Consider the following 21,861-nt stretch of genomic DNA (forward strand, 5'->3'; position numbering starts at 1 on the left):
TTCAACCCAAGCCCCGACAACGTCAAGCACCATACAAATGGTTGATACTGGAATAATCCGCCGACTCATTTACCTTTATGCAACAGTCTTAATAAAGTGAATATTTAATCAAATAATCGAAATATAATCTCAAATATATCGACATATCATACATATCCATTTATTTTACATGTTCCTTATTTTATGTATAACCAAAACAATATATAAATATAAAGTGTAAGTTTTTGGTACAACTCATTAAAAACAATAAAAATTTAAAATAAGCAGATACACTTTTTCACAAGTGATTGGAACTATGACTTAGCTCATACTTTTATTTTTTGGCCGGATATAAACTCGCAATTAAGTTATCACCAGTGCTTTTCTCTAAACGTAATGGAGTTGTATATGAAGAGAAAGTCCAAAATCATGGCGCATATAAGGCGCACCCGACATATCATGATGCCAACCCATCGTGACTATTTTGACTACTCCTACTTTTTCCCCGCCTCAATCATCGCTGACTGAGGAGATAGGCTGCTCCGCGCATCCATCTCCTTAGCATCCCCAATACATACAATTAGTTGCTTTTACTCGGCCGGTAATATCCTGCACGCGTAACGGTAAGGCTTTCTTATACCTTATTCTCTGACGAAGCATTCGTCATGGTATCTCTACGCCTTACATAAATATCGCTGCTTGAATATATCAGCCCAGGGCTGACTTTATCTAAATTTTAATATTGGAATTTATTTTCCGATACGAGCCCTGCTGACTTTTTTAAATAAGGTTATTTTATGAAATCACTAAAAATTGCAGCAAGTTTATCTGTTCGTTCTTGTTTTGATACTGAAAGAGAAGTGGTCAACGTATTAACTACCGACTTTTGCGATATTGGTGCCGTGGTTGTTTCAGTCACAGACGTTAATAACGGTATAGTCGACAAAATCAATAACACAGGCCTGAAACTGCCGATCTTCGTTGCCGTATGTTGTGAAGAAGCCTTTCCCGATGATATCTGCTCTTCCATTACCGGCGTATTTGAGCTGTGCGCCAGCAGCAGTACTGAGTTTTACGGCAAACAGGTAGAAACCGCGCTCAATAAGTATGAGCAGGCACTGCTGCCACCTTTCTTCGGTACACTGAAGAAATATGTGGAAATGGGTAACTCCACCTTTGCCTGCCCAGGACACCAAGGCGGCCAGTTCTTCCGTAAGCACCCTGTTGGCCGTCAGTTTTTTGATTTCTTTGGCGAAACAGTATTCCGCTCCGACATGTGTAACGCCGACGTCAGACTGGGCGACCTGTTGATCCACGAAGGCGCCCCTTGTGATGCCCAGAAGCATGCAGCCAAAGTATTCAATGCCGACAAGACTTACTTTGTCCTCAACGGCACTTCAGCCTCCAACAAGGTGGTGTGTAATGCGCTGCTGACCAAGGGCGATCTGGTACTGTTTGACCGCAATAACCATAAGTCAAACCACCACGGAGCGCTGATCCAGGCCGGTGCTACCCCGGTTTATCTGGAAACTGCCCGTAACCCCTTCGGCTTTATCGGCGGTATCGATGCCCATTGTTTCAGCGAAAACTATCTGCGCGAAGAAGTCCGAAAGGTTGACCCCAGCCGTGCCGATGCCAAGCGCCCCTTCCGTCTGGCGGTAATCCAGCTGGGTACCTACGACGGCACCATATATAACGCCCGTCAGGTCGTGGACAAGATAGGTCACCTGTGTGACTACATACTGTTTGACTCCGCCTGGGTGGGCTATGAGCAGTTTATCCCCATGATGAACGACTGCTCACCGCTGTTGCTGGAGCTGACCGCAGAAGATCCGGGGATCCTGGTGACCCAGTCGGTACACAAACAGCAGGCCGGTTTCTCACAAACCTCGCAAATCCACAAGAAAGACAGCCATATCAAGGGCCAGGACAGATACTGCAACCATAAACGTTTCAACAACGCCTTTATGTTGCACGCCTCCACCAGCCCCTTCTACCCGCTGTTTGCCGCACTGGATGTCAACGCCAAGATGCACGAAGGCGCCAGTGGCCGCTTCCTATGGCGTGAGGCGGTGAAAGCCGGTATCGAAGCCCGTAAGCTGCTGCTGAAAAAGTGCAAATATATCAAGCCGTTCATTCCGCCAATGATAGAAGGTACCCCATGGCAGGATCATGAAACCGAACAGATGGCCGATGACCTGCGCTTCTTCGAATTCGAACCCGGTCAGAAATGGCATGCCTTCGAGGGATATGAGAAAGGCCAATACTTCGTCGACCCTTGTAAGTTCCTGCTGACGACTCCGGGTATCGATGCCGAAACCGGCAAGTACACCAACTTCGGTATTCCGGCAACGATTCTGGCCAACTTCCTGCGTGAAAATAACATCATTCCGGAGAAGTGCGACCTCAACTCGATTCTGTTCCTGATCACCCCGGCCGAAAACATGGCCAAGATGCAGCATCTGGTATCTCAGATTGCCCGCTTCGAGAAGCTGGTCGATGAAGATGCGCCGCTGTCTGAAGTGCTGCCCAATGTCTACAACGCCAACAAGGAACGCTATCAGGGTTACACCATACGCCAGCTGTGTCAGGAGATGCATGATCTCTATGTCAGCCATGATGTAAAACAGCTGCAAAAAGAGATGTTCCGCCAGGCCCACTTCCCCAAAGCCGTGATGAACCCACAGGAAGCCAACATAGAGTTTATCCGCGGCAATGTGGAGCTGGTGCCCCTGTCACAGGTGGAAGGTCGCATCGCGGCCGAAGGCGCCCTGCCTTACCCACCGGGAGTGCTCTGTGTGGTTCCCGGCGAGATCTGGGGTGGCGCGGTTCAACGTTACTTCCTCGCCCTGGAAGAAGGGATCAATCTGCTGCCGGGTTTCTCACCTGAGCTGCAGGGTGTGTATCTGGAACAAACCCCTGAAGGCCGGCAACAGGCCATGGGCTATGTCCTGAAAGCTTAACCATAAGCGGCGGGGCATGGCGCCCCGCCACCTGGCAACATGACTTAGGTAAATAATTATGAGCAAAGCAAATAATAAAATTGGCGTGGTTCAGCTAACCATACTCACCATAGTGAACATGATGGGCTCAGGTATCATTATGCTGCCAACCCAGCTGGCTCAGGTGGGAACGATTTCAATTCTGTCCTGGTTGGTGACGGCGGCGGGTTCAACGGCATTGGCCTACGCCTTTGCCAAGTGCGGTATGTTCAGCAAAAAATCCGGTGGTATGGGCGGTTATGCCGAGTATGCCTTCGGTCGCAGTGGCAACTTTATGGCCAACTATACCTATGCGGTATCTCTGTTGATCGCCAACGTGGCCATCGCGATTTCCGCCGTGGGCTATGGTGCCGTGCTGTTCGGTGTCGAACTCAGCCCCATCGCTATCTGTCTGGCCACCATAGGTGTGCTCTGGCTGGCCACTGTGGCCAACTTCGGTGGTGCCCGCATCACAGGTCAGGTATCCAGTGTTACCGTGTGGGGGATTATCATTCCGGTTATCGGGGTGTCCCTCATAGGTTGGTTCTGGTTCGACTTTGACCTGTACAAAGCGGCCTGGAACCCCCACGACATGCCATTCTTCAAGGCTCTGGGTGGCTCAATCGCCATGACACTGTGGGCCTTCCTGGGATTGGAATCTGCCTGTGCCAACTCTGAAGCAGTAGAGAACCCAGAGAAAAACGTGCCTATCGCGGTAATGGGCGGCACCATAGGTGCAGCGGTTATCTACATCATCTCTACCAACGTGATCGCCGGTATTGTGCCCAACGGTGAGCTGGCGCTGTCCAACGCACCTTTCGGTCTGGCCTTTGCGCAAATGTTCAACCCCACTATCGGTTCTATCGTCATGGCCTGCGCCATCATCTCTTGTACCGGTTCCCTGCTGGGTTGGCAGTTCACCATCGCCCAGGTGTTCAAGTCATCTGCCGATGAAGGTTTCTTCCCTAAAGCCTTCTCCAAGGTGACCAAGAAAGACGCCCCGGTTGTCGGCATGCTGATCATCGTTTCGGTACAAACGGTACTGTCACTGATGACCATCAGCCCATCGCTGAGCAAACAGTTTGAGGCGCTGGTTAACCTGGCCGTGGTCACCAACATCATCCCTTACATCCTTTCCATGGCTGCTCTGGGTGTGATGCAAAAGCAATTGAATATCCCTGTAAAACAGGCCCGAATTGCCAACTTTATGGCGGTAATTGGTGCCCTGTACAGCTTCTATGCCCTCTATAGCTCAGGGGAAACCGCCGTAATGCTGGGTTCTATCGCAACCTTCTTCGGTTGGACCCTGTTCGGCATTATTTCCAACAAAAACGACAAGCAAAAATTGAAACACGCTTAAGGCTTACGGGTGTGCACTCCCCTGCGTGCGCGCCCACCTAAAAGTTAAATCAATAACAATATTGGATGAGGTGGACTATGAACAAGACAATACTGGCGCTGGCAATCCCTGCGCTGCTGCTCTGCGGCTCAGCCCAGGCAATCGATCTGTACAACGATGATACCAATAGCTTTGGCATCAGCGGCTGGTTGGGTTTCGCCGCCTACAATGATGGCCACGAGACCTCGGTAATTGACGACACATCAAGGATACGTTTGAGCTTCGAGCGTAAAGAGCGCAACGGCTGGACCGCCTATGCCGTCACCGAATGGGGCATCAATATGGTCACCAGTGATGACAATCTGGTGCTACAGGGTGGCAGACTCGCCGCAGAGAAAACCGATGACTTCCTTAACAACCGCCTGGGTTATGTCGGTCTGTCCCACGATACCTGGGGTAGCCTGACCTTCGGGAAGCAGTGGGGCGCCTATTATGATGTGGCCGGTACCACTGACTTACCCAATGTCGTGGCAGGTTATGCCGTCGGCGCTTACACCTTCGGCGATGGTGGCCTGACGGGCACAGGGCGCGCCGATGCCGCATTCCAATACCGCAATGACTTTGGCCCACTGCATCTGGCACTGCAATACGCCGCCAAGCAAGATGGTGAGGTCTCGGTACAGGACAGCAACGGCGAACCACTGGCCAACTCTGAACTGGACTTTGATTCCAGCTACGGTGCCAGCCTGACCTACAGCGTCACTGACAAGTTCAAACTGCTGGCCGGCTTCAACCGTGGTGATATCGATGGCCACCTGGAAGGTACCGAACTCAAGGTGACCAACCAGATAGTAGGCATAGGTGCCATGTATGGCGACTATTATCACTATGCACCCAACCGTGAAGCCAGCGGTTTGTATGTGGGTTTCAACGCCCACAAGAGTGACAACAACGAACTGGTTGGCGGTGAACTGTACGACGCCACCGGCGCCGAACTGATGGTGGCCTACCAATACGACAACGGCTTTGTGCCCATTGCCATGCTCAGCTACCTGGATCTGGATACAGATCAGCACAGCGCCATTCAAGGGGACTGGCGTCGCCAGTTTGCCATGGTGGGTCTGCACTATAGATACAGCAGAGACACTGTGATGTTCTTTGAGGCCAAACTTGACTTCAGCGACATGGATGACCCGGCCGAAGATGCCGCCCAGGACAATAACTTCGCAGTGGGGATCAACTACTTCTTTTAACTGAACTTCTATAGCGGCACACTCCCGCTCCATTGCTGGCAGTACCCTTTTTGCCAGGCACGCTCGGCCACCCTGACCCCACTTCCTTCCAGGGTGGTTTTTTTTACTTGAAACCGAAAAGATTGGCGGGAGATATGCCCCCCAAGGCTCCACTCAAAACAACCGGCATCATGGCGCACTTCTGGAAAGCTTACTCCTAAACCGTTAGGATACTTGCCATCCCGCGGCTTCAGTGGATGCAGCCGCGCCAACGCAAAAAAGTAGCCAAGGTCATGCCCGCCAAACCATTACTCGCTTACTACCAGGATTGCTATAGGGAAGATTGTGTCGACCTTAATCTGTGGCACCTTGGCAAACTAAACCAGGAAGACAGGCTATTTATTGAGGGCGAGGATTCGCTGCTTTCAGGCTTCCTGCCAAGACAGCCAATCGCCCATGAAGCCGGGGCGCAGCTCCTGCCCAGAATCGCCATGTACCAGCGCGAGCGCCAACTGCTTTACGTTTCCCATTTTGTGGTCGGCCAATTGAAGGAAGAGGGGCAGACCCGCACTGTACTCAGCCCTCTGGTTTTTAAAGAAGCCCAGTTGGAAGAGGATGACGGCAGCTTCTATGTTTCCCTCAAAGAGGGGGCACTGCAGATTAACGAACCCTTGCTGCGGCTGTTGCTGCCGGAAGACAGTATGGAAGCCGGCTTTGATGCCATCTTCGCTCCCGAGCGCCCCGACAGCTGGACCTCGCTGTTGAGCCAGAGCCACCAGAACATAGATACCCTGGGGCTGCTGGGATTCCCCAAACTGACAGGCTATGACAGCCTCGCCCGCCTGACCCGCAAGCGTAAGTTAACTCTGGTGCCGGCATCGGCACTGGTGTTTCTGAAACGCCCCAGCGCCAGTCGCGGCATTCTGCATGAGATCTCTGCCATGATGAATGCGGCCGAACTCTCGGCGCCGCTGCAGAATCTGATGGGAACACAACTGCCACCCAAGGCCGAAGCCAAGCGCCGCCTCAAAAGCCAGTACCTGCCCTGCCTCTTGTCCCGGGCACAGCAGCAAGTGCTGGAGATTGGCGCCGGCCACAGTCTTGGCTGCGTTGTCGGGCCGCCGGGAACCGGCAAGAGTTATACCATAGCCGCCGTCGCGACCGAACATATGGCCCGGGGCGAGTCTGTGCTGATCGTTGCCAACAACGAACATGCGCTCGATGTCATTAACGACAAGCTTGAGAGTCAGTTCGGGCTCAAGGACATCAGCCTGCGGGCGGGACAAAAGGCCTTCCTGAAACAGCTGAAGGATTATCTCAGCAATCTGCTGGACGGCTATCATTCACTTGAGCACACACCCCCGCAGCAGTTGGAAAGCCAGCTCAATTTATTGAACCGGCAACTGGACAACTCAGAACGCCGGCTGCTGCGATTTTTACGCCGCGCCATTCGCCGCGGTCAAAGGCTGCACAAACTGGAACGCTCACAGCGGCGCTGGTTGTTGCAGCTCTATCTTGCTCTGTTTGGCCACAGCATGGAAAACCTGAACCAACATTGGGACACCCTGGATGAGTTGAACGATAGCCTGACAACCAAAGAGGCGCTGGCAGCCAAGTTGTTGCAAAATGTCAAAGCCAGCCGGGTCGCCGGCTTGCTGAACAACCACAGGCAACAGCTGCAAACTTTCAATCAAGCGATTCGTTCCCGCACCTCACAGCGGCAGTTTGCACTGTTCGATACCTTGGATTACCAGGTGTTGCAGCAGGCGTTTCCCATCTGGCTGGTGAGCCTCAACACCCTTCACAAGGTATTGCCGCTGCAGCGGGAGCTATTCGATCTGGTTATCTTCGATGAAGCCAGCCAGAGCAATATCACCAGCGCCTTACCGGCGCTGTTTCGGGCCAAACGGGCCCTGGTGGTCGGCGATGGCAAGCAACTCAGGCATATCTCTTTCCTGTCCCGCAGCAAAGAGCAGGCGTTGCAACAACTGCATGGCGTGTCCACAGCGCAATCCGGCATCTGCAGCTATCGCGATAAATCGATTTTGGATCTGGTGGCCGAGCAGATAGCCTCCCAGCAGCAGATCGCCTTTCTCGATGAGCACTTTCGCAGCGCTCCCGAGCTTATCAGCTTCAGCAACTCACAGTTTTATCAGCAGCGGCTGCGGATAATGCAGCACAGACCCTGTACCAGCAGCGGCCATCTGCATCTGCACTCAGTGATGGGCGAGCGCAGTGAACAGGGAGTCAACCAGGCTGAAGTCAGTGCACTGTGCAACCTGATAAGGCAGCAGATAGACAGTTGCGAACAAGCGGGAATGCCCAAGTCGCTGGGAGTGTTATCGCCTTTTAGGGCTCAGGCCGATGCGCTGGCCGATGCTTTGTTCAAACAGTTTTCCGCCACCGAGCTGGAAAAATATCGCCTGCGGGCCGACACCCCCTTTGGTTTTCAGGGAGAGGAACGCGACATTATGTATCTCTCCTTCGCCGTTGACCCACAGAGCAAGAGAGCCGCGGTATATCTCAACCGCGAAGATGTGTTCAATGTAGCCATTACCCGCGCCAGGGAACAACAGCACCTGTTTGTTTCGGTAGCGGCTCAAGAGCTGCCGAGCAACTCACTGCTGCGCCTCTATCTGGAATCCAGCCGTCAATTCAATGCTCGGCACAGGCAAAATGACCAGTTGGATCAGTTTCAGCGCCAGCTTTGTGACGCCTTGGCCGGGCACAATATCGAAACCTGGCCGGGCTATGAGATAGCCGGCACAGAGGTGGATATCCTCTGCCGCTGGCAGGGGGAGTATCTGGCGCTGGATCTCATCGGCTTTCCCGGCCCCTGGATGGACTTCTTTGAACTGGACACATACAAGATACTGCAGCGGGCCAAGGTGCCCATGTTGCCCATCAGCTATGGACTCTGGTTGAAGAATCCCGGTGCCTGTATCGAGCGCATTCGCAGTAAGCTGACTCGGGAACCCCAGAGTTAACAATCATCAGAAGCGGTTTTGGCGGCCGCAAGCGAACCCAAACGGGGATGACGCAGCAGCAGTAACCATAAGGTCATCCCCAAACAAAGCACGCCGGCCCAAAACATAGCGACCCCAAAGCCGGCGGCAACCGCCTGATGATTTATCGCTGATATCCCACTCGGATCAAACTGTCCCCCACTTTCAGTCTCTTTGGCCGTGTAGATGACCCGGCTCATCAGAGTGCCCAAGAGGGCGATCCCCAAGGTCATACCCGTCTGCCTCACGGCATTCATGGTGGCCGAAGCCATGCCCGAGCGCTGAGCCCCGACACTGGCCATCACCAGCTCACTGGTTGCCGGTACCGCCAGCCCCATTCCCAAACCAAGCAGGGCAAGATAGCCCGCCGTCAGAAAATAAGCCGTTTCCGCTTGCAGGTTTGACAGCAACATGAGCGCCAAAGCCATCAATCCATACCCCAGACTCATCAGTCGCCTGACTCCAAAGTTCGCCGCCAGGCGGCCAAACCCCATGGCCGCCACAGCCATGGCGATAAACTCGGGCGCCATCCGCCAACCGGCCTCGGCGGCATCCCAACGCTGCGCTTCCTGAAAAAACAGCGACATAAAAAACACGCTGCTGTAGGCAGAAAAGCCCAACACAAAGGAAGCCGAGTTATAGCAACCAAAGTCCCGCTGCCGAAACAACTTCAGCGGCAGCAGTGGCCGCGGCGCCTTAAGTTCAACCCGGATAAAGACCGCAAACAAAATGGCGGCCAACAGCAGCGGCACCAAGGTGTGATAACTCAACCAATCATGCTCACCCAAGCCGATAAGGCCATAGGTCAGTCCCCCAAGGAAAAGTATGCTGAGCAACTGCCCGGCAAAATCCAGTGCCGCCTGTTCCGGGTCGGCACTCTCGTCCAGCCCCCAAGCCCCCAGCAGTAATGCGATTATGCCTATGGGGACATTGATCCAGAAAATGCTCTGCCAACCCACATGCTGCACCAGCAAACCGCCGACTATCGGCCCCAGTATCAGTGACAGGGCACTGACCGATGACCAGATGCCTATCGCGCGGGTGCGGGCGCCAACGTCAGAAAAGGCGTGGGTCAACAGGGACAGGGCTCCCGGGATAACGGCGGCACCGGCAATCCCTTGAATCACCCTTCCCAGAAGTAACAGCCACAGAGAGTCTGCCATGGCGCAGGCGATTGAACCCAGAGTGAACAGCACGACCCCGCAGAGCCACAACAACTTGCGGCCAAAACGGTCCCCCAGCGGCCCGGAAGAAAGAATTAAAGCCGATAAACACAGGGCATAGGCGTTCACCACCCATTGGGAATCCGCCATGCTGATTGCCAACTCCTGTTTCATTGTCGGCAAGGCAACATTGACTATGCTGATATCCAGAGTCGCCATAAAAGTGCCCAGACAGATGGCCGCAAGCAGAGCGACCTGACGCAGAGAAGACATGCTGTTCCTCCTTGAAGCTTAGTTGTTATTGAGAATAATTCTCAATATAGATTTCGACCGACCGTCGGTCAATGGCATTTACAATCACTGGATGGCCGGCATCTGGCCTTGGATCAGCACTTTAGGTAGGATGAATGCCGATTCTGACCTAAGGAAGGTGCGAACAAATCCCATGTGTGCTCTGCGTCGGCTTACTGGCTTGGATGCAAGGCGTGGTTCGCAGCAAATGGCCCTAGTCCTTTGCAAGAAGAACAACACCGCAGGCAGGCCTGTAAGCCACGCCCTTCGGGGCTTTCACAGCAACCGGCTCTCTGCGTTATCCGACTTCGACAGGCCCCGGCATGCCTTCAGTCAGATGCCTTGAACGCCAATTGCTGTGAAAGCCACTCTCTACAAAAGAGAAGGCCACGAGGACTTATTCGCACCTTCCTTATGCACAGGGGCTTGATTCACTCGGCGAGTATGAAAGAATTTGGCGGCCAATCGGCCAAGAAAAACATTATCCTGGCCAACGCAGTTTCCTGGCAGATCAAACTTCTTATATTGAGTGGTATGGCTAATGACAAATAACAGCACCCCGGGAGCTCCACGCACTAAACCGGCCGAGGTTCGTCTCGATGAACTCATGGATGCGGCCCAGAAGTTATTTATTGAGAAGGGGTTTGAAGCCACTACAGTCAACGACATAGTGCGCGAGGCCAAGGTCGCCAAGGGGACTTTTTACCACTACTTCAATGCCAAGCCGGAGATACTCTCGGCTCTGCGGCAACGCTTTAGCCGGCATTTTGTCGAGCAGGTGCAACTGGCAATGGATGCCTGCGATAGCGATGACTGGCCGACACGACTGGATGTTTGGTGCCGGGCCAGTGTCAACGCCTATCTGGCCGGTATAGAGCTGCACGACCTGCTCTTCCATGACAACTATTATCACGGTCACGGCAACAGTGAGCGGGATCGGGTGTTGGCGCAGATTATTGAGCTTTTGCTAAGCGGCAAGCGCCATGGCGCCTGGCAGTTGGAAAGGCCTGAGCTGAGCGCCATCATCCTCTATCACGGCATGCATGGCGCGGTAGACAACGCCATGCATAACGGCATCAAGGACCGCCAAGCGACGGCGCAACAACTCGGCGAAGATCTGTCACTGGAATTCCGGCGTCTGCTGGGCTGTTAGCCTACGCAGCCCTTGTGTAGAACAAAGGCTTGCTAGCGCCCTCTATCGTCTTGGGTTTTTACTTTGATTTCTTACTCTGGCCCTGGCTTTTACCCTGACTTTTACCCTGAGCATGGCTCTGAGCATGGCCAAAGACAGGCCTGGCTCCGGGTCTGGCTTTGCCACTGCCGGGCTTGGAGCCTTTAGCTGTTGTCGGTTTGCCTGTTGTGTGGTCGCCGCCCTTGCCTTTTCCGGCCTTGTTACCGCCTTTGGCCCCTTCAGTGGACTTACCCTTGGCGGCTTTGCCGCTGCGCTCTGCAAACTGATTGTCGCTGAAACGGGTGAGTCCCTGGCGGCCCTTGTCTGCCCCCTTGCGGTTATGCTTACCGGCCCAGGCTTCGGCGCGGCCTTCCGGGGGCACCAGATGCTGTGGCCCGGTGCCGATAAGATGCTGTTTCCCCATGGCGATAAGCGCCTCGCGGATCAGCGGCCAACCTGCGCTGTCGTGATAGCGCAGCAAGGCCTTGTGCAGTCGCCGCTGGCGCCCCTTCTTGGCCACCGGCACCTGTTCGCTGCTGTGTTTGACGTTTTTCAACGAGTTCAGCTCTGTGTGGTAGATGGTTGTGGCATTGGCCATAGGCGATGGGTAGAAGTTCTGCACCTGATCCAGCTTGAACTTACGCTCTTTGAGCCACAGCGCCAGGTTGAGCATGTCCTCGTCCGTGGTGCCCGGGTGAGCCGAAATAAAATAGGGGATCAGATACTGCTGCTTACCCGCTTCGGCCGAGTATTGGTCGAACAGCTCCTTGAACTTGTCGTAGGTGCCCATACCTGGCTTCATCATCTTGGACAAAGGCCCCTCTTCGGTATGTTCCGGCGCTATCTTGAGATAGCCGCCCACATGGTGCTTGGCCAGCTCTTTAACGTAACGCGGATCTTCAATCGCCAGGTCATACCGCACGCCGGAGGCGATCAGTACCTTCTTGATCCCGGGAACATCCCGGGCGGCGCGGTAAAGATCTATGGTGTGCTGATGATCTGTGTCCAAATGGCCACAGATGCCGGGAAAGACACAGGATAAGCGCCGACAGGTCTTTTCGGCCTTTTCGCTCTTGCAGCCGAGACGATACATGTTGGCCGTTGGGCCGCCTAGATCGGAAATCACCCCGGTAAAGCCAGGCACTTTCTGCTGTATATCTTTAATTTCTTTGATAATGGATTCTTTAGAGCGGCTCTGGATAATCCGCCCTTCATGCTCGGTTATCGAACAAAATGAGCAGCCACCGAAACAGCCTCGCATGATATTGATCGAGGTCTTGATCATGTCGTAGGCCGGGATCTTGGCCTTGCCGTAAACCGGGTGTGGCACCCTGGCGTAAGGCAAGTCGAATACCGCATCCATCTCATCTGTGTTGAGCGGCCAAGCCGGTGGGTTGACCCAAACACCACGGTCGCCGTGGGGCTGGAACAGGGCTCTGGCACAACCTGGGTTTTGCTCCTGATGCAAAATCCTCGATGCATGGGCGTACAGGTATCTGTCTTCACTCACCCGCTCGAAGGCCGGCAGCAACACATAGGTCTGCTCCCAGGGCCTTGGCTTGGGTGGCTGCACGCTGATGGGCTTGGGAGCGTCGTTGTCGAAGATCTTCTTGTCTGATGGCCCGGACAGATTCTGGCAGCCGACATCATCGGCGCCATAGGGATTGGGGATAGGGTCAATTTTGTGCAACTGATCTATCTTGCGCGAGTCCATGCCGCGCCATTCTGGCAGAGGCTCTTTACGGATAACCGCTGTGCCGCGGATATTCTGCATCTGCGCCATGGTTTCACCCTTGGCGAGACGATGCGCCACTTCCACCAGCGGCCGCTCGGCATTACCGTAGATCAGGATGTCGGCCTTGGCATCAAAAATCACACTGCGGCGCACTTTGTCGGACCAATAGTCATAGTGGGCAATCCGCCGCAGGCTGGCCTCGATACCGCCTATGACCACGGGCACCTCTTTAAAGGCTTCCTTACAGCGCTGGGTATAAACAGTCACGGCGCGATCCGGGCGCTTGCCGCCTTCATTGCCCGGGGTATAGGCATCGTCGTGGCGCAGTTTACGATCGGCCGTATAACGGTTGATCATCGAATCCATATTGCCTGCAGTGACCCCGAAAAACAGATTCGGTTTACCCAGGCTCATAAAGGCCTCTTTGCTGGACCAATCCGGCTGCGAGATGATCCCCACTCTGAATCCCTGCGCTTCCAGCAAACGGCCTATCACCGCCATGCCAAAACTGGGGTGATCCACATAGGCATCACCTGTCACCAGGATCACATCACAGCTGTCCCATCCCAGTTGTTCCATCTCCTTGCGGGACATGGGCAGAAAGGGAGCCGTGCCGTAACACTCGGCCCAATACTTGGGATACTGAAATAAGCTGGATTCGACTTGCATTTGAGACTGACCATCAGAGGATTCGACACACGGCAGCCACGCTGCCTCAGGGCCGCGGAGTATAACAGGCTAACCTGGTTAAGTGTGACTGATTTTTCACCAATTGCCGACTATTTGTGCCCCTTGTTTGTGCCTGCAAGCCAAGGCCCTACTAGGATTGTGGCTTATCTCGGGCTCAGAGCAATAAGCGCCCCACATACTGCCATAGGTTAAACAGCGCCAGCACGAGTATGCTTATCCAGGTGAACAAGGTGCCTAGGAAACGGCCCGGGTGGTAACCGCCCTTGCCTTGGGTCAGACCTATGGCATGCAGCAATCTGGCCACCAGCCAAATCGTCCCCAGTAGATGTAACCAAACGCCGACCATGCCGTTGGCCTCGGCCAGCACCAAAAGCAGCAAGGCTATCGGGGCATTTTCCAGCAGGTTGCCGTGTACCCGGTTGGCCAAATGCAGTGCATCGTTACCGCCATCGCCCAGGCCTATCTTGTAAGCACGGCGCAACCGCGCCACCCGGTAAGCCAAAGCCAAGACCAAAAGCCCCGTCAAGGCGGCATAAAAACCCGATATAAACAATGACATAATTTCTTTTATCTCCTTTTGAAATTCTCTGTTCAGCCTTGGCTGATGCGACGCTGTCCAAGCGCAGCCAATCAACCTTAACGCAACAAGCTTGCACTTAAGCTCACATAAAGGAAATAATTTTTAAAATGTCATTAACCGGATTCTGCCCCCTTACTGTAGAATCCGCGCGGGCAAAAAACCGTCCATCCAACCAAGGGCACAGTGGGAAACCGAGTGGATAATCAAGAATTCATTGAAAAGCGCCGTTTTATCATTAAGTTGGGTAAGGCTCTGCATAAGTTCGGCACCCCGGCTTATCGGCTCGAAACCCACTTGCAGACAGTGGCCAAGACGCTCGGCATCGAAGGCTATTTTCTGATATCCCCCACTTCGATGACCTTTGTGCTGCAGCACGACACAGATCAGGAATACAACCATGTTGCCAGGGTCAAACCCGGCGAGCTGGATCTGGGGTCGCTGGCCCGCACCGACGCCTTAGTGCAGGAGCTGAGCCTGGGGCAACGCAGCCTGAGTGAAGCGCTGGAACGGCTGGATGAGATAGCCAACAAGCCCAATCCTTATGGCCCCATGTTAACCCTGGGTGCCTTTGGCACCTCGGCCGCCGCCTTTGCTATGCTGATGGGCAGCAGTTGGAATGATGTGTTCTGGTCGGCCTTGATAGGCATGCTGGTCTATGGCTTGGTATTCAGCGCCGAACGCTCGCGGCGGATGGCCGAACTGCTGGAGCCTCTGGCCGCCATGCTGGCCGGTTTCGCCGCCTGTGGCCTGGCGCAACTGGATGCCGGGCTGAATATCCCCGTGGTGGTACTGTCGGGGATCATCGTCTTTATTCCCGGCCTGGCGCTGACCCTGGGCCTGGCCGAACTGGCGGCAAGGGATCTTATGTCAGGCACCATGAGGATCATGGATGCGGTAATGCTGCTATTCAAACTCTACTTCGGCGCCGTACTCGGCGTGGCAATAGGCAATGCCCTGTTCGGCGAATCCCTCTATATTGAGCCCATGCCGTTGCCTCGCTGGGCCATCTGGTCGGCGGTGCCCATCCTCTCCATGGCGCTGGTGTTCATCTTCAAGGCCAGGCTCAAAGATGCCCCCTGGGGCGTACTGGCGGGTATTGTGGCCTTCTTCTCCGCCATGTTCGGCGGCCTCTATCTGGGGGATTCTCTGGGGATCTTCTTCGGCGCCCTGGCCGTGGGTATCTACGCCAACCTGTTTGCCCGCTGGATGAAGGCACCGGCCTCCATCGCCCTGCTGCAGGGGATAGTCATCCTGGTGCCTGGCTCCAAGACCTATATCGGCCTCAATGTGCTGATCTCGGGTGAAACCATGTTGAACCAGTCGCATCTGGGGTCGCAAATCTTTCTGATATTCATGTCACTGATCGCCGGGCTTATCTTCTCCAACGTGGTGGTGCCGCCGAGAAACACCCTCTAAACGCAGCCACCGTGGGCATTATCGCCGGGGGAAGGTAATTTATTACAAGCTAAATCATTACTTTATTTCGACTGTCGCCTTGACTAACCGCCTATTCGGTTGTGTTATTGAAGTGTGAATATCAGCCCGATATTCACTACCGAGAGGAGGCAGTCTATGGCAACAAGCCGCAGTGTCTTGCTTCTGGCAACCCTGTTTGCCAGCCTCTCCGTTTTGGCCGACACAGGCACCAAAGGCGATAGCACAACCTCGTCTTCCCAAGGCCAAAATCCACTCCCTGAGCGGTTCAGGGTTGGCAAAATTGTGGTGGTCAGCAACCCAATTTTCGACGAGTCTGCCGACAACGCCATCTTCCTGCACAATTGGGCCAACGCCTTGCATATCAATACCCGGGAGTCGGTGATCCTCAATCGCCTCAGTATCCAGGAGGGGCAGGAAGTGACCCCAAGGCAATTGGAAGAAGCGCAGCGAATTCTTAGGCGTGAAGCCTATCTCAGAGACGCCAGGATCTCTGTGGTCAAGGCCGACCCGAGTGCCGATCAACAGCCTGATGGTGAAACCTTGCTGGTGGAAACCTGGGATCAATGGTCGCTGCTGCCCACCATCAGCCTGGGACGCAGCGGTGGCAACAACAGCTTCTCCGTAGGGCTGAAAGACGACAATATTCTTGGCCTGGGGATCCGCACCCGTTTGAAGTACCAATCCGACGAGGACAGAACCGGCTACAAAGTCGCGTTCGAAATGCCGCTGAACATCATCAAAAATGCCACTGTGGCGGCCAACTTCTATGACAACAGCGATGGTCAGGCCAAACAGCTGTATTTCGACAAGCCTTTCTATACTCTGGACGACACACGCGCCTACGGCGCCGAGTATCTGGATGAAGACAGAATCGACACCATTCGCCAAAACGGCCTCGACATCAACGAATTCAATGAAGAGCTCCGCTATCGCAACCTCTACTGGGGCTTTATGTTCGCCAAAGAAAACCAGAGCCGGCAAAGATTACGCCTTGGAGTCACCCAGGATAAGCACAGCTTTTACGCCCTGCCTCAATACCCGCAGCAGCCCTTGCCTCAGGATAGAGACTTTCTCTACCCCTGGGTAGAATGGGAATACTTGCAGGATGATTTTCGGGTACTGACCAATATTCACCTGGTCAACTATAACGAAGACTTCAACCTCGGCTGGCATCACAGCGTTAAATTGGGGCTGGAAACCAAAGACAGTGATAGCCTGGGTTATCACCTCAACTGGCGCAGCAGTCGCGGCTATTTTGAAGGCAAGGAGCTGCTGTTGCTGGCATTTGGCGGTGAAGCCACCCTGGCCACCCGGCAACGGGACTTTTATCAAGTGAATGTTGCCGCCGAGTATTTCTATAAGTTCACCCCCAAGTGGACCGCCTATTCCAAGGTGCGGCTGTCCAACTCCAACAACAACTATATCGACCGTCCCTTTGCGCTGGGGGATGAAACCGGCATTCGCGGTTATCCCAACGACTACCAGCACGGTGACAATCAATGGCTGCTGACCGGCGAAATCCGCTATTACCCCAATATCAACCTTTACCAACTGGCAGAATTGGGCTGGGCCGCCTTTATCGATGTCGGTCAGGCCTTTGGTGGTGCCATGGCCAATGACAACGAAGTCTCAGGCCCCATAGGCTCTATCGGCATAGGTGCCAGAATCTACTCTTCCCGCTCCAGTTATGGTCATGTCGCCCATATCGATTTCAGCGTGCCCTTTACCCGGGGCGAGGAAGTAGACGGCTGGGAATGGCGCTTTCAAGTGAAACAGAGTTTCTAGGCTGACTTTGCCATCCCAGCGGCAAACGCTGCACTAAACTTGAAGGGTCACAGCAACCTGGACCTGACATGAAAAAACTCCTTTCCTCTGTGCTGCTCGGCCTGTCGTGTCTGATATCGGCACAGGCAAACACGTTGAAAATCGCCTTTTTTGATTTTGCGCCATACAGCTTTCAGGAAGAAGGAGAACTCAAGGGCGTCATGGTAGAGATGACTCGCCTAGCCTGCCTGCGCTGGGAGGAAGGCTGCCAACTCAAGCTGTGGCCCAATCGCCGCGCCAGGCAACAGATGAACTCGGGAGAAACCGGTGCCATGGGGCTAGCCTGGGCAGATTATCGCACCTCACAATACTATTTCTCGGTCCCCCTGTTGCAGTCTGAATATGGTTTCTTCAGCCTCAAGGCACTGAGTTTGAAGCAGATGCAGCAGCTATCGGATCAGCGTGTGGCAGTGTTCTCACCATCCAATACCCACAATGCCCTGCAAAAATTGAATCAGGAACTGATCCGGCAACAAGTTCCCCCCATGCAGGTGGTTACCTTTCCACAAAGCGATGAGTTACCACTGAAAATGCTCGCCAGAAAGCGTTTTGATGCCTATTTTGTCAACCGGGATGTCGGTCGCTGGTACGCAGGGAAACAGGGGATTGAAGGCTTGGACTATCTACCCAGCCAACCCAAGACTTACTACTGTCTGGCATTCGATATCCGTCATAATGACCGACAAACCATAGCCCGCTTCAATCGGCTGTTGTTGGAGTTGCAGCAGGGAGAAGCCTGGCACCAGTTACTGCAGCGCTGGCAGGTTGAACCGGCCCAATGGCAGCCTGAGCAAGCCCAAGCCATGAACATTCCACTCGAGTAGAAAAGCAAAAGGCCGCCCGTGATAACACGGGCGGCCTCGTTTTATTTGGTGAGTTGGCCTATAAGCCGGGTCCTGTTCTCCCGAAGGAGCGGCAGTCATTCCTCTAGGCCTGCAATCGCTCACAGGCTCAAGCAATCTACCCGGTTCCAACGCGAGCCACGCATTAATTCCGAAGAATAGTGGAACCCTATTTGATCTTGCTCCGGGTGGAGTTTACCGTGCCGCGAACTGTTACCAGCCGCGCGGTGCGCTCTTACCGCACCCTTTCACCCTTACCGGCCCGAAGGCAGGCGGTCTACTCTCTGTTGCACTGGTCGTCGGCTCACGCCGCCCAGACGTTATCTGGCACCCTGCTCTATGGAGCCCGGACTTTCCTCCCCGTTCTTGCGAACGCAGCGACTGCCCGGCCAACTCGGCGCGGATTATAGCCCATAGCGAGCCTCACACCAAGGCATTTCCTTACCAGCCCAGCTCCAGCCCTTTTTTATAGAGAGCGTTTTTCTTCAACCCATGGATCTGTGCCGCAATGGCGGCCGCCTTCTTCAGCGGTAATTCATCACAGAGTAGTTTGAGGGTATCCAGCGCCGCGGCGGGCGTTTCGTCTGCTTCTTCACTGACAAAACCGTGCAGCATAAGCACAATTTCACCGCGCTGCTGGTTGGCATCGGCTTCTACCTGCGCCAGCACTTCGGCCGTGGTGCCGCAGAGGAAGGTTTCAAAGGTCTTGGTCAGTTCCCGCGCCATCACCATCTGCCTATCCGGCCCCAGGACCTCCACCAGCGACTTGAGGCTGGGCAGAATTCTGTGGGGAGACTCATAGAAAATCAGGGTGCGCGGGTCTTCCCTAAGCGCCAGCAGTTTATCCTGGCGCCCTTTGTCTTTGGCCGGCAAAAAGCCTTCAAACGAGAAACGATCCGAGGGCAAGCCAGATGCCGACAGCGCGGCAATGGCGGCGCAGGGGCCGGGCAGCGGGATCACCGGGTAACCGGCGGCGCGTACATGGGATACCAGGTGATAGCCGGGATCGGAAATCAGCGGCGTGCCGGCATCGCTGATCAGCGCTATGGCTTCACCTTCGCCGAGGCGTTCGACAATCCACTGCGCCCGGGCACGTTCATTGTGGTCATGCAGCGCTGTCGTGCGGGTGTCTATGCCGAAGTGACTCAGCAATTTACCGCTGTGGCGAGTGTCTTCACAGGCGATCAAAGCCACCTGATTCAATACTTCCAGAGCCCTGGGGCTCAAGTCCCCCAGGTTGCCTATGGGAGTGGGAACTATATACAGCGCGACCGACAGGTCCATAACTACCTCGGAGATGAAAGTGCCGAGACTTTCGTCAGGCACAATAGAAGGTTAAACTAGAGCCAGCATCTTACCAGAGTGAAGCCCTGTGTTAAAAAGCCTGAATAGAGTTAAATACATTTCTGCTGCGATTTTGCTTGCCAGCCTGTGGGGCTGTGGCAGCACGCCATCGGCAGACAAAGATCAGCTGGCCGTCGTTTCTCTGGTCAGTGCCCCGCAAGCCCCGGCCGAGTATTTGGCATTTGCCGCCAAGGCGCCCAGCAAGGAAAACCGCGAGCGTTACCTGCTGTTGGCCGCCAATGCTTACCTCAAGCAAGGTGATACAGATGCCGCTGCAGATATTCTGCGTTCAATGCAGGCCGGGCTGAGCCCGGTGGATGAAATCCAGGCCGAGCACCGTTTTCTCAGCGCCCGCCTGCAAGAACTGACCGGCAAAAACGCCGAGGCCCTGACCACCCTGAATTACCCCGGTAATTGGCAACTGGCCGATTGGCAATGGGCCAGTTATCACCAAGCCCGTGCCCGACTATTTGCTGCCAACCAGCAACCCGTGGAGCAAGTGCGTGAGTTGAGTAAGCTCAGTCAGTATCTGCCGGTGAAGGCGACCGGCGAGGTTAACGATGAAATTTGGCAATTGCTCAAGCCACTGCAGGAAGAAACCCTGCAGAGCTTTGCCGCTCAAGAGAGCGATGCCGTATTTACCGGCTGGCTGCAGCTGGCTTATCTGGCCAAACACTACGCGGTGGATCCCTCAAGCCTGATCCGCCAGCTGAGTGATTGGCAGAAACGTAATCCTTATCATCCTGCGGCGGTGCAGTTGCCTTCGGATCTGCAGCTGGCGCTCAGTGCCAAGCCATACAGACCCAGCAATATTGCCGTGCTGCTACCTCTTTCGGGCCCAAGAGCCGGAGTCGCCAACACTGTGCGTCAGGGCATACTGGCCAGTTATCTGAGCGACCCGGACAGCAATGTCAGCCTCAACTTCTTCGACACGGCCCAAGGTGCCGACAAGGCCTACCAGCAAGCGCTGCAGAGCGGCGCGGAATTTGTGATAGGCCCGCTGCTGCAAAACGAAGTGGAACAGGTGATGGCGGCCCAGCAAGCTGCAAAGACAGATACCCCGCCGCAACTGTTTCTCAATCAAATAGATAAGCTGCAACCGCAACAGAATAAGTACTACTTCGCCCTGTCTCCCACTCAGGAAGCCAGCGATGCCGCCCGACGCATGTATCAGGATGGCATACAGGTGCCACTGCTGCTGGCCAGCAATGATGCCGTAGGCCAACGTATGGCCCAGAGCTTTAAGCAGACCTGGATGGAGCTGACCGACAGTGATGCCGAGGTTCACTTCTATGATAACGGTGACAAGATGCGCGAAACCGTGGAAGAAGCCCTTGGCGTGACTGACAGCAAGGCGAGGATCCAAGCCATTAAGGCACTGCTGGGCAGCAAGGTGAAGGCTGACTTCCGCTCCCGTACCGATATCGATGCCATCTATATGATCTCGGGGATTCAGGACTTACCGCTGCTGAAACCCTTTATCGATGTCAACTTCAGTGTCTTTGCCGAGCAAGTGCCGCTGTATACCAGTAGCCGCGCCCGTCAGGAAGACAACACCAAGCAAACCGCGATTGAACTGAACAATATCACCATCAGTGATATCCCCTGGTTGCTGCAGGCCAGTGAAGAAACCGAAGCGGTCAACAAGTTGTGGCCCACTTGGGGCAATGCCCAAAAACGCCTGTACGTGATGGGCTATGATGCCCTGCAGCTGGTCAATCGTCTGGCCCAGATGCATGCCTTCCCCGGATACCAGTACAGTGGCCGCAGCGGCCAACTGACGGTGAGCCCGGAAGGCGTGATCGATCGTCAGCTCAGCTGGGCCAAATACCAGCGCGGCGTTTTGCGGCCACTGTAAGCCGGCTTATGGATCTGGGACAGGAAGGCGAGCGTCTGGCTCGCCGCTATCTGGAACAACAGGGCCTGACCTTTGTCGAACAGAATGTGCGCTACAGTTTCGGCGAACTGGACTTGGTGATGAAACAGGGCAGCCAATGGGTGTTTGTTGAGGTAAAATACCGCTCACCCAGCCGATTCGGCGGTGCTTTGCAATCATTGAGCCAGGCCCAGATAACCCGGCTTCGCAAAGCCGCCAGCCAGTATCTGCAGCAACACAGGATCAATGCCCCCTGTCGCTTCGATCTACTGGCCATTGATGCCGGCAAGGTGCAATGGCTACAGGACGCTTTTTAGTAAGCGCTTAACCCGAAACAAATTTACACTTTAATGCCTGAACAAAGCCCCCGGC

General features: G+C 54.5%; 15 protein-coding genes and 1 other RNA gene. 11 read left to right on the plus strand and 5 right to left on the minus strand.

All coding sequences use genetic code 11. The annotated features are described in order from the left end of the window. Nucleotides 1–408 precede the first annotated feature (408 nt). The 5 genes from speFL to N512_RS0115950 all read left to right on the plus strand — a co-directional run bounded on the left by speFL (nucleotide 409) and on the right by N512_RS0115950 (nucleotide 8,518). A complete protein-coding gene (gene speFL, locus N512_RS24860) occupies nucleotides 409–507 on the plus strand; it encodes a leader peptide SpeFL (RefSeq protein WP_352167380.1) in 99 nt (32 codons plus the stop codon). A gap of 269 nt (nucleotides 508–776) precedes the next feature. Continuing rightward, a complete protein-coding gene (gene speF / locus N512_RS0115935) occupies nucleotides 777–2,942 on the plus strand; it encodes an ornithine decarboxylase SpeF (RefSeq protein WP_025011933.1) in 2,166 nt (721 codons plus the stop codon). 58 nt (nucleotides 2,943–3,000) lie between these two features. Then, nucleotides 3,001–4,320 carry a putrescine-ornithine antiporter gene (gene potE, locus N512_RS0115940; RefSeq protein WP_028780970.1) on the plus strand — a complete coding sequence of 440 codons (1,320 nt, stop codon included), beginning with the start codon at nucleotides 3,001–3,003 and terminating at the stop codon, nucleotides 4,318–4,320. 77 nt (nucleotides 4,321–4,397) lie between these two features. Beyond that, nucleotides 4,398–5,552 carry a porin gene (locus N512_RS0115945; RefSeq protein ID WP_028780971.1) on the plus strand — a complete coding sequence of 385 codons (1,155 nt, stop codon included), beginning with the start codon at nucleotides 4,398–4,400 and terminating at the stop codon, nucleotides 5,550–5,552. 272 nt (nucleotides 5,553–5,824) lie between these two features. Continuing rightward, nucleotides 5,825–8,518, plus strand: a complete 2,694-nt coding sequence (locus tag N512_RS0115950) for a DEAD/DEAH box helicase (protein ID WP_028780972.1) — start codon at nucleotides 5,825–5,827, stop codon at nucleotides 8,516–8,518. On the opposite strand, the gene N512_RS0115955 is transcribed toward N512_RS0115950, so the two are convergent. Beyond that, a complete protein-coding gene (locus N512_RS0115955) occupies nucleotides 8,515–9,972 on the minus strand; it encodes an MFS transporter (protein WP_028780973.1) in 1,458 nt (485 codons plus the stop codon). The two genes, N512_RS0115950 and N512_RS0115955, sit on opposite strands and share 4 nt — an antisense overlap. A 559-nt stretch (nucleotides 9,973–10,531) precedes the next feature. Here N512_RS0115955 and N512_RS0115965 point away from each other — a divergent pair. Then, entirely contained in the window at nucleotides 10,532–11,143 is a 612-nt protein-coding gene (locus N512_RS0115965) for a TetR/AcrR family transcriptional regulator (protein WP_028780974.1), read from the plus strand. 58 nt (nucleotides 11,144–11,201) lie between these two features. On the opposite strand, the gene N512_RS0115970 is transcribed toward N512_RS0115965, so the two are convergent. Both N512_RS0115970 and N512_RS0115975 read right to left on the minus strand, forming a co-directional pair. Further along, nucleotides 11,202–13,565: a YgiQ family radical SAM protein gene (locus tag N512_RS0115970; RefSeq protein WP_028780975.1), complete on the minus strand. Its 2,364-nt coding sequence runs from the start codon at nucleotides 13,563–13,565 to the stop codon at nucleotides 11,202–11,204. A 175-nt stretch (nucleotides 13,566–13,740) separates the two neighbouring features. Next, on the minus strand, nucleotides 13,741–14,145 hold the full coding sequence (locus tag N512_RS0115975; protein ID WP_028780976.1) for an MAPEG family protein: 405 nt from the start codon (nucleotides 14,143–14,145) through the stop codon (nucleotides 13,741–13,743). Nucleotides 14,146–14,361: 216 nt separating this feature from the next. On the opposite strand from N512_RS0115975, the gene N512_RS0115980 reads away from it, so the two are divergent. The 3 genes from N512_RS0115980 (at nucleotide 14,362) to N512_RS0115990 (ending at nucleotide 18,251) form a co-directional block, all read left to right on the plus strand. Then, nucleotides 14,362–15,582, plus strand: a complete 1,221-nt coding sequence (locus tag N512_RS0115980) for a threonine/serine ThrE exporter family protein (RefSeq protein ID WP_025889321.1) — start codon at nucleotides 14,362–14,364, stop codon at nucleotides 15,580–15,582. A 156-nt stretch (nucleotides 15,583–15,738) separates the two neighbouring features. Further along, nucleotides 15,739–17,388: a ShlB/FhaC/HecB family hemolysin secretion/activation protein gene (locus tag N512_RS0115985; protein ID WP_028780977.1), complete on the plus strand. Its 1,650-nt coding sequence runs from the start codon at nucleotides 15,739–15,741 to the stop codon at nucleotides 17,386–17,388. 68 nt (nucleotides 17,389–17,456) lie between these two features. Then, entirely contained in the window at nucleotides 17,457–18,251 is a 795-nt protein-coding gene (locus N512_RS0115990; protein WP_028780978.1) for a substrate-binding periplasmic protein, read from the plus strand. A gap of 45 nt (nucleotides 18,252–18,296) precedes the next feature. On the opposite strand, the gene rnpB is transcribed toward N512_RS0115990, so the two are convergent. Continuing rightward, nucleotides 18,297–18,666, minus strand: an RNA gene (gene rnpB / locus N512_RS23835) — RNase P RNA component class A. 44 nt (nucleotides 18,667–18,710) lie between these two features. Beyond that, nucleotides 18,711–19,553, minus strand: coding sequence for a 16S rRNA (cytidine(1402)-2'-O)-methyltransferase (gene rsmI / locus N512_RS0115995; protein ID WP_028780979.1), 843 nt, complete (start codon nucleotides 19,551–19,553; stop codon nucleotides 18,711–18,713). Nucleotides 19,554–19,641: 88 nt separating this feature from the next. Between rsmI and N512_RS0116000 the strand changes: the two genes are divergently transcribed. Continuing rightward, complete coding sequence (locus tag N512_RS0116000; protein WP_028780980.1) at nucleotides 19,642–21,471, plus strand: penicillin-binding protein activator; 1,830 nt, start codon at nucleotides 19,642–19,644, stop codon at nucleotides 21,469–21,471. Between the two features lie 8 nt (nucleotides 21,472–21,479). Continuing rightward, complete coding sequence (locus N512_RS0116005) at nucleotides 21,480–21,806, plus strand: YraN family protein (RefSeq protein WP_025889313.1); 327 nt, start codon at nucleotides 21,480–21,482, stop codon at nucleotides 21,804–21,806. Nucleotides 21,807–21,861 lie beyond the last annotated feature (55 nt).

Origin of the sequence: Shewanella sp. 38A_GOM-205m, assembly GCF_000518445.1 — a bacterium.
GTDB lineage: Bacteria > Pseudomonadota > Gammaproteobacteria > Enterobacterales > Shewanellaceae > Shewanella > Shewanella algae.

Excerpts from the sequence above, each read along its gene's own strand:
- N512_RS0115985 (WP_028780977.1), top strand. The coding sequence starts at position 15,739 with ATGGCAACAAGCCGCAGTGTCTTGCTTCTGGCAACCCTGTTTGCCAGC.
- N512_RS0116005 (WP_025889313.1), top strand. The coding sequence starts at position 21,480 with ATGGATCTGGGACAGGAAGGCGAGCGTCTGGCTCGCCGCTATCTGGAA.
- N512_RS0115990 (WP_028780978.1), top strand. The coding sequence starts at position 17,457 with ATGAAAAAACTCCTTTCCTCTGTGCTGCTCGGCCTGTCGTGTCTGATA.
- N512_RS0115965 (WP_028780974.1), top strand. The coding sequence starts at position 10,532 with ATGACAAATAACAGCACCCCGGGAGCTCCACGCACTAAACCGGCCGAG.
- speF (WP_025011933.1), top strand. The coding sequence starts at position 777 with ATGAAATCACTAAAAATTGCAGCAAGTTTATCTGTTCGTTCTTGTTTT.
- N512_RS0115950 (WP_028780972.1), top strand. The coding sequence starts at position 5,825 with ATGCCCGCCAAACCATTACTCGCTTACTACCAGGATTGCTATAGGGAA.
- N512_RS0115945 (WP_028780971.1), top strand. The coding sequence starts at position 4,398 with ATGAACAAGACAATACTGGCGCTGGCAATCCCTGCGCTGCTGCTCTGC.
- speFL (WP_352167380.1), top strand. The coding sequence starts at position 409 with ATGGCGCATATAAGGCGCACCCGACATATCATGATGCCAACCCATCGT.
- N512_RS0115955 (WP_028780973.1), bottom strand. The coding sequence starts at position 9,972 with ATGTCTTCTCTGCGTCAGGTCGCTCTGCTTGCGGCCATCTGTCTGGGC.
- potE (WP_028780970.1), top strand. The coding sequence starts at position 3,001 with ATGAGCAAAGCAAATAATAAAATTGGCGTGGTTCAGCTAACCATACTC.
- N512_RS0115970 (WP_028780975.1), bottom strand. The coding sequence starts at position 13,565 with ATGCAAGTCGAATCCAGCTTATTTCAGTATCCCAAGTATTGGGCCGAG.
- N512_RS0115975 (WP_028780976.1), bottom strand. The coding sequence starts at position 14,145 with ATGTCATTGTTTATATCGGGTTTTTATGCCGCCTTGACGGGGCTTTTG.
- rsmI (WP_028780979.1), bottom strand. The coding sequence starts at position 19,553 with ATGGACCTGTCGGTCGCGCTGTATATAGTTCCCACTCCCATAGGCAAC.